Origin of the sequence: Kitasatospora sp. NPDC057692 (assembly GCF_042799475.1) — a bacterium.
In the GTDB taxonomy this organism is placed as follows: Bacteria; Actinomycetota; Actinomycetes; order Streptomycetales; family Streptomycetaceae; genus Kitasatospora.
On sequence record NZ_JBHVIV010000058.1, the window covers coordinates 51710 to 59125 of the forward strand.

At 76.1% G+C, this 7416-nt stretch carries 6 protein-coding genes; 1 reads left to right on the top strand and 5 read right to left on the bottom strand.

From position 1 onward, the window contains the following. Window positions 1–133: 133 nt before the first annotated feature. The 5 genes from ACFVFS_RS27980 to ACFVFS_RS28000 form a co-directional block, all read right to left on the bottom strand. On the bottom strand, window positions 134–1372 hold the full coding sequence (locus tag ACFVFS_RS27980) for an acyltransferase (RefSeq protein WP_380627473.1): 1239 nt from the start codon (window positions 1370–1372) through the stop codon (window positions 134–136). Between the two features lie 94 nt (window positions 1373–1466). Beyond that, the gene (locus ACFVFS_RS27985; RefSeq protein ID WP_380627474.1) at window positions 1467–2603 is read right to left on the bottom strand and encodes an alpha/beta hydrolase; all 1137 of its coding nucleotides are present in this window, start codon (window positions 2601–2603) and stop codon (window positions 1467–1469) included. Between the two features lie 169 nt (window positions 2604–2772). Then, complete coding sequence (locus tag ACFVFS_RS27990) at window positions 2773–3447, bottom strand: response regulator (RefSeq protein WP_380627475.1); 675 nt, start codon at window positions 3445–3447, stop codon at window positions 2773–2775. Window positions 3448–3469: 22 nt separating this feature from the next. After that, on the bottom strand, window positions 3470–4849 hold the full coding sequence (locus ACFVFS_RS27995) for a sensor histidine kinase (RefSeq protein WP_380627476.1): 1380 nt from the start codon (window positions 4847–4849) through the stop codon (window positions 3470–3472). Window positions 4850–4927: 78 nt separating this feature from the next. Then, entirely contained in the window at window positions 4928–5593 is a 666-nt protein-coding gene (locus ACFVFS_RS28000; RefSeq protein ID WP_380627477.1) for a TetR family transcriptional regulator, read from the bottom strand. A 216-nt stretch (window positions 5594–5809) separates the two neighbouring features. Here ACFVFS_RS28000 and ACFVFS_RS28005 point away from each other — a divergent pair, with 216 nt between their 5' ends. After that, a complete protein-coding gene (locus tag ACFVFS_RS28005; protein WP_380627478.1) occupies window positions 5810–7414 on the top strand; it encodes an MFS transporter in 1605 nt (534 codons plus the stop codon). Window positions 7415–7416: the final 2 nt, after the last annotated feature.

The following is a 7416-nucleotide window of genomic DNA, read 5'->3' on the forward strand; positions in this document are numbered from 1 at the left end:
GGGTGGTGGGGTTCTCTGTGTGGGGGGGGGGGGGGGGCGCCCGGGGGGGGGGGGGGGGGGGGGGGGTGGGGGGCGGGGGCGGCCCCCCGCGGGCCCGCCCCCCGCTTCCGCCTCCCCGTCTGCCCACCGACCGTCAGACGACACCCAGCGCGTGCGCGGCGAAGAAGGCCGCCCCCGCTCCGGCCGCCGCCCTGGCCGGCGCGGGGAGCCCCGTCCACGGGCCGTCGAAGCGGCGGGTGAACCGTCCGATCGTGACCAGCGCGGCGGCGAACAGCGGCAGCAGCGCCAGTCGGAGCGCGACCCAGCCGAGCGAGTCCGGCGCCACCGTCAGCCCCGGCACCGCGCCGAAGACGGCCGCGCCCGGCACCGCGACCGCGAGCATCGCGCTCTGGTGCCAGCAGAAGATCGTCATCGCGGAGAGGTTGACCGCCACCACCGGCAGCCAGAGCAGCGGACGGCGGGTCAGCAGCCGGCCGAGCCGCTCGCGCAGCAGCACCGCCGCGCCGCACTGCACCGCCGCCAGCGCCAGGACCAGCAGGGACGGCGGGTGCGAGTTGGTGCGCCCGGCGCCCGGCACGCCGACCATCGACGCGGGGTAGTGGAAGACCAGCAGCAGCACGGCGAACAGCGCCCCGCCGCCGGCCAGCAGCAGCCGCGCCGCCGGACGGCCCAGCCGGCCCGCGGCCCAGAGCACGCCCAGCTGATAGCCGAACAGCCAGCCCGGCAGGATGTTCAGCAGGCCGACCCAGGACGGCACCGACTCCGCCCACGGCCCGTACCGCAGCAGGTCGACGACGGCGACCGCGGCGAGCAGCAGGCCCGCCGACCAGCCGCCCAGCCGGCGGGCGAGGGCCGCGCAGACCGGGGTGAGCGCGGTCAGGCCCAGGTAGACGCCGATGTACCAGAGCGGCTGCACCACCAGCGTCGAGCCGGTCCGCACGGTGTCGGCGGGGACGCCGAGGCGCGGCAGCAGCGGGATCAGCAGCGCCCAGACGGCGGCCACCCCGAGCACCGGCCGCAGCAGCCGCACCACCCGGCCGCGCAGCCAGCCCCCGTACCCGACCCCCCGGGCCCGGGACCGTTCCCGCGAGCGGACCGCCGAGTGGCCGCCGACCAGGAAGAACACGCCCAGCAGCTGGAGTCCCCAGCTGACCGGGGCGAAGAAGCCGAGGTCGGGGGAGGAGAGCGGGCTGGCGTTGTGCAGGGCGCCATCGGCGGAGCGGGTGAGGCCGCCGAGCAGCCAGTGGCCGACCGGGACGGCGAGCAGGGCGAGGGCGCGCAGGCCGTCCAGGGCGCGGTCGCGGGTCCCGGGGGTGCGGGCGTCCACCTGGCGGGCGGCCCGGTGCAGGGGGGCGAGCAGGGAGCTGGGCATGACGGGGTCTCCGTTCGCGGGGTGCGAGGGCTCGGGAGGGCAGGGGCTCGGGCCGGCAGGGGCCCGGGCCGGGGCTCGGCGGCGCGTGCGCCGGTCAGCGGCCGAGGGCGAGGTCGGCGTAGGCGGCCAGCGAGGCGGTGCCCGGGGCGAAGTAGCCGGTGTGGCCGTGCGAGCCGGTGGACGGCAGCGGCCGGGCGCCGAAGGCCGGGTCGGTCGGGTCGGCGCCGTGGCCGAGGCCGAACAGCCGCAGGTGCGGCACGTTGCCGATCCAGTCGGAGCCGTTGCGGGCGGTGGCCCAGAGCGGGACGCGCGGGTCCAGCTCGGCGGCCGAGCCGACGCCGAGGCCGGGCGAGCCCAGCACCACCACGCCGGAGGCCTGCCGCGGGCCCGGCCGGGCCAGCCCGCAGACCACCGAGCCGTAGCTGTGGCAGAACACCGTGGCCGGGGCGTCGGGGCGGGTGCCGGCGGCGAGTCCGTCGAGCAGCCGGGCCAGCCGCACGGCGCCGGCCTCGGCCAGGGTCTCGGTGGCGGCGTCCGGGCCCAGCCCGAGCGGGGTGGTGTAGCCGGTCCAGGCGATCACGGCGGTGCGCCCGCCGGTCGCGTCGTACAGCGCCCGGGCCATGCCGACGGGGGTGCCGTACGGATCGCCGGCGCGGTCGAAGGTGCGCAGGTCGATGTCGGAGCCGGGGACGACGACCGCGGTGCGGTGGGCGGTGGCGAGGTCGCCGAACACCTCGGCGATCTGGCCCCGGCCGCGCGGGTCGAAGGCGAGGAAGCGGCGTTGACCGCCGGGCGCCGACCCGTCGAGCAGGCTGCGGTAGCGCTCGGCGCGCTCCCGGGCGGCGGTGCGGTCCTGCGGGGTGAGCGCCGGGTCGGCGGCCCGGGCCAGCGCGTGCTCGCGCTCCTCGGCCACGGCCCGGGCGTTGGCCCGGTAGCGCAGTTCGACGGGGGCGCCGTCCAGGTTGCCGACCACCAGCGGGTGGCGGACGGCCAGCTCCTCCCGGGTGGCCGGGGCCAGTGCGGCGAAGAAGGCGGCCACCTCGGCGGGGGTGGCCGCGGCCGGGTCGGGCAGCGGCCGGCCGAGGACGGCGTCGGCGGTCCAGGCGGCGGCCCCGGGCGGCGGGCCGGTCACCGCGCGCTCGCCGCCGGCGGCCCAGCCGCCCGCCCCCAGCACCGCGGCCAGCGCCAGCGCCGCGACGGCCGCCGCGCGGCCGATCCGATTCCTCGTCATGTCCCTCTGCCTCCGCTTCCCGTCCGGTCCGACGGGAAGGAAGGTAGGAACGGGGCGGCCCCGCGGACATCACACCGCGGGGCCAACTCCCGGGTGCTACCCGGGTATCAGGGGGTTCTCCCCCGGGAGAGGAGCCCGGTGCGGTCCGGGTGCGGTCCGGCGGAGCGGCTCATTGACCCGGGGTCACCAGACCGGACTCGTAGGCGAGCACCACCGCCTGGGCGCGGTCGCGCAGGTCGAGCTTGGCCAGGATCCGGCCGATGTGGGTCTTCACGGTCTGCTCGGCGAGCACCAGCCGGGCGGCGATCTCCTGGTTGGACAGGCCGCGGGCGATCAGCTCCAGGACCTCGGTCTCGCGCGGGGTCAGCCCGTTGAGCCGCAGCCCGGGCTCGCGGCGCCGGGCCGGCCTGGTCCGGGCGAAGTCCTCGATCAGCCGCCGGGTCACCGAGGGGGCGAGCAGCGCCTCGCCGGCCGCGACCACCCGGACGGCGGCGATGAGGTCGTCCGGGGGCGCGTCCTTGAGCAGGAAGCCGCTGGCGCCGGCCCGCAGCGCGTCGTAGACGTAGTCGTCCACGTCGAAGGTGGTGAGCATCAGCACCTTGGGGCGGTGGGCGCCGGGCACGGTCGGGTCCAGCAGCCGGCGGGCCGCCTCCAGGCCGTCCATGACGGGCATCCGGACGTCCATCAGCACGACGTCCGGATGGGTGCGGCCGCTCACCTCCAGGCCCTGCGCGCCGTCCGCGGCGTCCCCCACCACGTCGATGTCGCTCTGCGCGTTCAGCAGGGCGGCGAATCCGGCCCGCACCATCGCCTGGTCGTCGACGATGATCACGCGGATGGTCATACGATGCTCTCCCCGGGGCGGTCTACGGTTCGGCGGGCGGCCCGTCCGGGTCCTCCGGTGCGGGGCCGCCGGGCCGGGTGTCCTGCGACCGAGTATCCGTCAGGGCGGGGAGGGGCAGGACGGCGGCCACCTTGAACCCGCCCTCCGGCAGCGGCCCGGTGTCCAGCCGCCCGTCCAGCAGCCGGACCCGCTCGCGCATGCCGGCCAGCCCCTGGCCGGTGCCCTCGACCGAGGCCTCCAGCGACTCGGACCGCACCGGCGGGGCCGCGTTGACCACGGTGACCAGCAGCGATCCGTCGGCGACCGCCAGCGAGACCCAGGCCGCGGCGCCGGGGGCGTGCCGGACCACGTTGGCCAGCGCCTCCTGGACGATCCGGTAGACCGAGAGCCCGAAGGCCGGCGGCAGCGGGTCGTCGGCCAGCTCCGGAGCGAGCGTCAGCTCGGCGGAGACGCCCGCCCGGCGGACCGTCTCGACCAGCTGGGAGAGCTGCCCGAGGCCCGGCTGCGGCGCCGTCTCGCCGCCCGACTCCTCGCTGCGCAGCACCCCGAGCAGCCGCCGCATCTCGGCCAGCGACTCGCGCGCGGTGCCGGCGATCGCGGTGAACTCCTCGGCGGCCTCGGCCGGGACGCCGGTGAGCCGGTACGGCGCGCTGGCCGCCTGGACGGCGATCACCGACATGTGGTGGGCGACCACGTCGTGCAACTCGCGGGCGATCCGGGCGCGCTCCTCCAGCAGGGTGCGCCGCTCGCGCTCGGCCTCGCTGATGTGCTCCTGCTCGGTGAGCAGCCGGCGGGCCTCGGCGCGCTCGCGCAGCGCCCCGCCGAGCACCAGGACGACGCCGGCCAGGGCGGCGGCGAGCAGGCTGTTGTCGCCGCCGAACCGGCCGGCGAAGCCGATCGGGGAGAGCGCCAGGCTCGCCGCGGCGGTGGCCAGCCAGACCGCGACCAGGGTGCGGCGGGCCTCGCGCAGGGCGAGCGTCAGCATCAGCAGCAGGTGGCCGACCAGGGCCGGCGGCGGCCACGGCCACGGGCCGTCCACCCCGCTGGGGCCGGCGCCCTCGCCGGTGGCGAGGACCAGCAGCGAGGTCAGCAGGGCGCCGCCGCCGGTGATCCACCAGGCGGGCAGCGGCCGGGTGACGGCGAGCACCAGCGGCACCGTCTGGGTGACCGTCAGGGCGGCGGCCAGGCCCGGGTCGACCCCGTAGTCGTTGACGAGCACCAGGATGCCGGTCGGCAGCAGCGCGACGGTCGCGGTGACGGCGAGGACGTACGGGAGGAGGCGGATCCAGCGGCGGGAGGCCTGGGCGAGCAGCGGGGTGTGGTCGGGGGACGGCCGGGTGAGCGGGGCGAGCAGCGCGCGCACCGGGCCGCCCGGGGCCGGCCCGGCGGGTGGCTTGAGCATCCGGTCAGCCTAGGGCGGCGCGGCGCGCGCGGCGTCCCTCTCCGGTCCTGACTCCGGCGTAGTACCGGGGTATGAGGCTCAGCGTCTCCAGTCGCCGACCAGGGCCGGGGCGAGCAGGTCCAGGTGGCGGTCGATCAGCGCGATCATGCCCTCGGGGCCGGTCTCCTCCTGGTCGGCGCTCCAGGACAGGTGCGCGGCGCGCAGCACGCCGCCGAAGGCCGCCGCGAGCACGGCGGGGCGCAGGTCCCCGGCCGGGTCGACGCCCTCGCGCTCGGCGAGGACCCGGATCACCACCTGCTCCTGCTCGGTGACCCGGCGCAGGTGGGCGGCGAGCAGGGTGGGGGTGTTCTCGATCATCCGGATCAGCTCCAGCGCGGCCGTCACCGAGCCGGGCCCGGTGTCGTGGCCGGCGCCGCGCTCGCGCCAGGAGCCGACGATCGCGGCGCGCATCGCCTGGAACGGGGTCTCCTCGGCGGGGCGGGCCCGCAGCAGCTCGATGAAGTGGTCCTCGGCCTCGGCGAGGACGGCGAGGGCGACCTCGTCCTTGTTGGCGAAGTAGCGGAAGAAGGTCCGCTGCGAGACGTCGACGGCGCCGGCGATCTCGTCGACGGTGGTGCGGGCGAAGCCCTGGCCGAGGAAGAGCCGGTGGGCCGCCTCGATGAGGGCGTCCCGGGTGCGCTGCTTCTTCCGGGCGCGCAGTCCCGGCTCCTGGACGGGGGCGGGGGAAGCGGGCTGAGCGGCCATGGCGGGGGCCTTCCGGAGGGTGATCGGGCTGGGGCTGTGGAGGCTACTGTAGCGATCTGACAAATGGCAGAAAGACGCAGAAGTCAGCGTTTGCCGAATGTCAGTGGCTGCCATAATGTGCCCTGGGTGGCGCCCTCGGGCCGGGCACTCGTGGGGACGGGTGGGCCGGGGCGCCACTTCCACGTCCGCCCGCAGCCAGCCCCTCGGAGGGCCCAGATGAGTCAGTCCCTCACCAAGAGCGCCACGGCGGACGCACCGCCGCCGGGCACGTCACCGGGTGGGAAGGGCCTCCAGGGCCACCCCTGGCTGACCCTGCTCACCGTCGCCGTCGGCGTGATGATGGTCGCCCTGGACGGCACGATCGTCGCGATCGCCAACCCGGTCATCCAGGCCGACCTCAACGCCGCGCCCTCGGAGATCCAGTGGGTGACCAGCGGCTACCTGCTGGCCCTCGCGGTCTTCCTGATCACCGCGGGCAAGATCGGCGACCGGTTCGGCCACAAGAACACCTTCCTGGTCGGCGCGGTCGGATTCGCCGTCACCTCGGCGGCGATCGGCTTCGCCGGGAACATCCAGACGGTGATCGCCTTCCGCGTGCTGCAGGGCCTGTTCGGCGCGCTGCTCCAGCCGGCCGCGCTCGGCCTGCTGCGCGGGGCCTTCCCGGCCGAGAAGCTCAACATGGCGATCGGCATCTGGGGCGGCGTCATCGGCGCCTCCACCGCGGCCGGCCCGATCGTCGGCGGCCTGCTGGTCGAGCACGTCAACTGGGAGTCGGTGTTCTTCATCAACATCCCGGTCGGCCTGATCGCGCTGGCCCTCGGCCTGTGGATCCTGCGGGACGTGCGGGCCGAGAACGCCGCCAAGTCCTTCGACGTCCCCGGCATCGTGCTGCTCTCGGCGGCGATGTTCGCGCTGGTCTTCGGCATCATCAAGGCCCCCGAGTGGGGCTGGGGCGACGTCTCCACGCTGGTCTTCCTGGGCGGCGCGGTCGTGCTGATGACCGCCTTCGCGTTCTGGCAGCGGGTGGCCAGGGAGCCGCTGATCCCGCTCAGCCTGTTCCGCTCGGTGCCGCTGTCGGCCGGCACCCTGCTGATGGTGCTGATGGCCTTCGCGTTCTTCGGCGCGATCTTCTTCGTCACCTTCTACCTGCAGAACGTGCACGGCATGACGCCGGTCCAGGCGGGCGTCCACCTGCTGCCGATGACCGGCATGATGATCATCGGATCGCCGGTGGCGGGAATCGCGATCGGCAAGCTGGGCCCGCGGATCCCGATCGTGGCCGGCATGCTGATCACCACCACCGCGATGTTCGGCATGTCCACCCTGGACGCCGGCTCCGGCAACGGCGCGATGGCACTCTGGTTCGTGCTGATGGGCCTGGGCATCAGCCCGGTCATGGTCGGCGCCACCGAGGTGATCGTCGGCAACGCGCCGCTGGAGCTCTCCGGTGTCGCCGGCGGCCTCCAGCAGTCCGCGATGCAGGTCGGCGGCAGCCTCGGCACCGCCGTGCTGGGCGCGCTGATGGCCGCCCGGGTCACCGACACGCTGCCCGGCAAGTGGGCCGACGCGGGCCTGCCGCCGGTGGACCCGGCGCAGGCCGAGGGCCTCAACCAGGCCGCCCAGCTCGGCATCGCCCCGCCGGCCCCGGCCGGTACCCCGCAGCAGGTCGTCGACGCGATGGCCGGGGCCGTCCACGACTCCTTCGTCAGCGGCATGTCGCTGGCCTTCGCGGTCGCCTCGGTGGTCGCCTTCGCCGCCGCCGTGCTCGGCCTGCTGACCCGGCGCGGCGCCAACGACGCCGGGCCCGCCGTCCACATCTGACC

Coding starts and splice junctions, on each gene's coding strand:
- ACFVFS_RS27980 (WP_380627473.1), bottom strand. CDS start 1,372: ATGCCCAGCTCCCTGCTCGCCCCCCTGCACCGGGCCGCCCGCCAGGTG.
- ACFVFS_RS27985 (WP_380627474.1), bottom strand. CDS start 2,603: ATGACGAGGAATCGGATCGGCCGCGCGGCGGCCGTCGCGGCGCTGGCG.
- ACFVFS_RS27990 (WP_380627475.1), bottom strand. CDS start 3,447: ATGACCATCCGCGTGATCATCGTCGACGACCAGGCGATGGTGCGGGCC.
- ACFVFS_RS27995 (WP_380627476.1), bottom strand. CDS start 4,849: ATGCTCAAGCCACCCGCCGGGCCGGCCCCGGGCGGCCCGGTGCGCGCG.
- ACFVFS_RS28000 (WP_380627477.1), bottom strand. CDS start 5,593: ATGGCCGCTCAGCCCGCTTCCCCCGCCCCCGTCCAGGAGCCGGGACTG.
- ACFVFS_RS28005 (WP_380627478.1), top strand. CDS start 5,810: ATGAGTCAGTCCCTCACCAAGAGCGCCACGGCGGACGCACCGCCGCCG.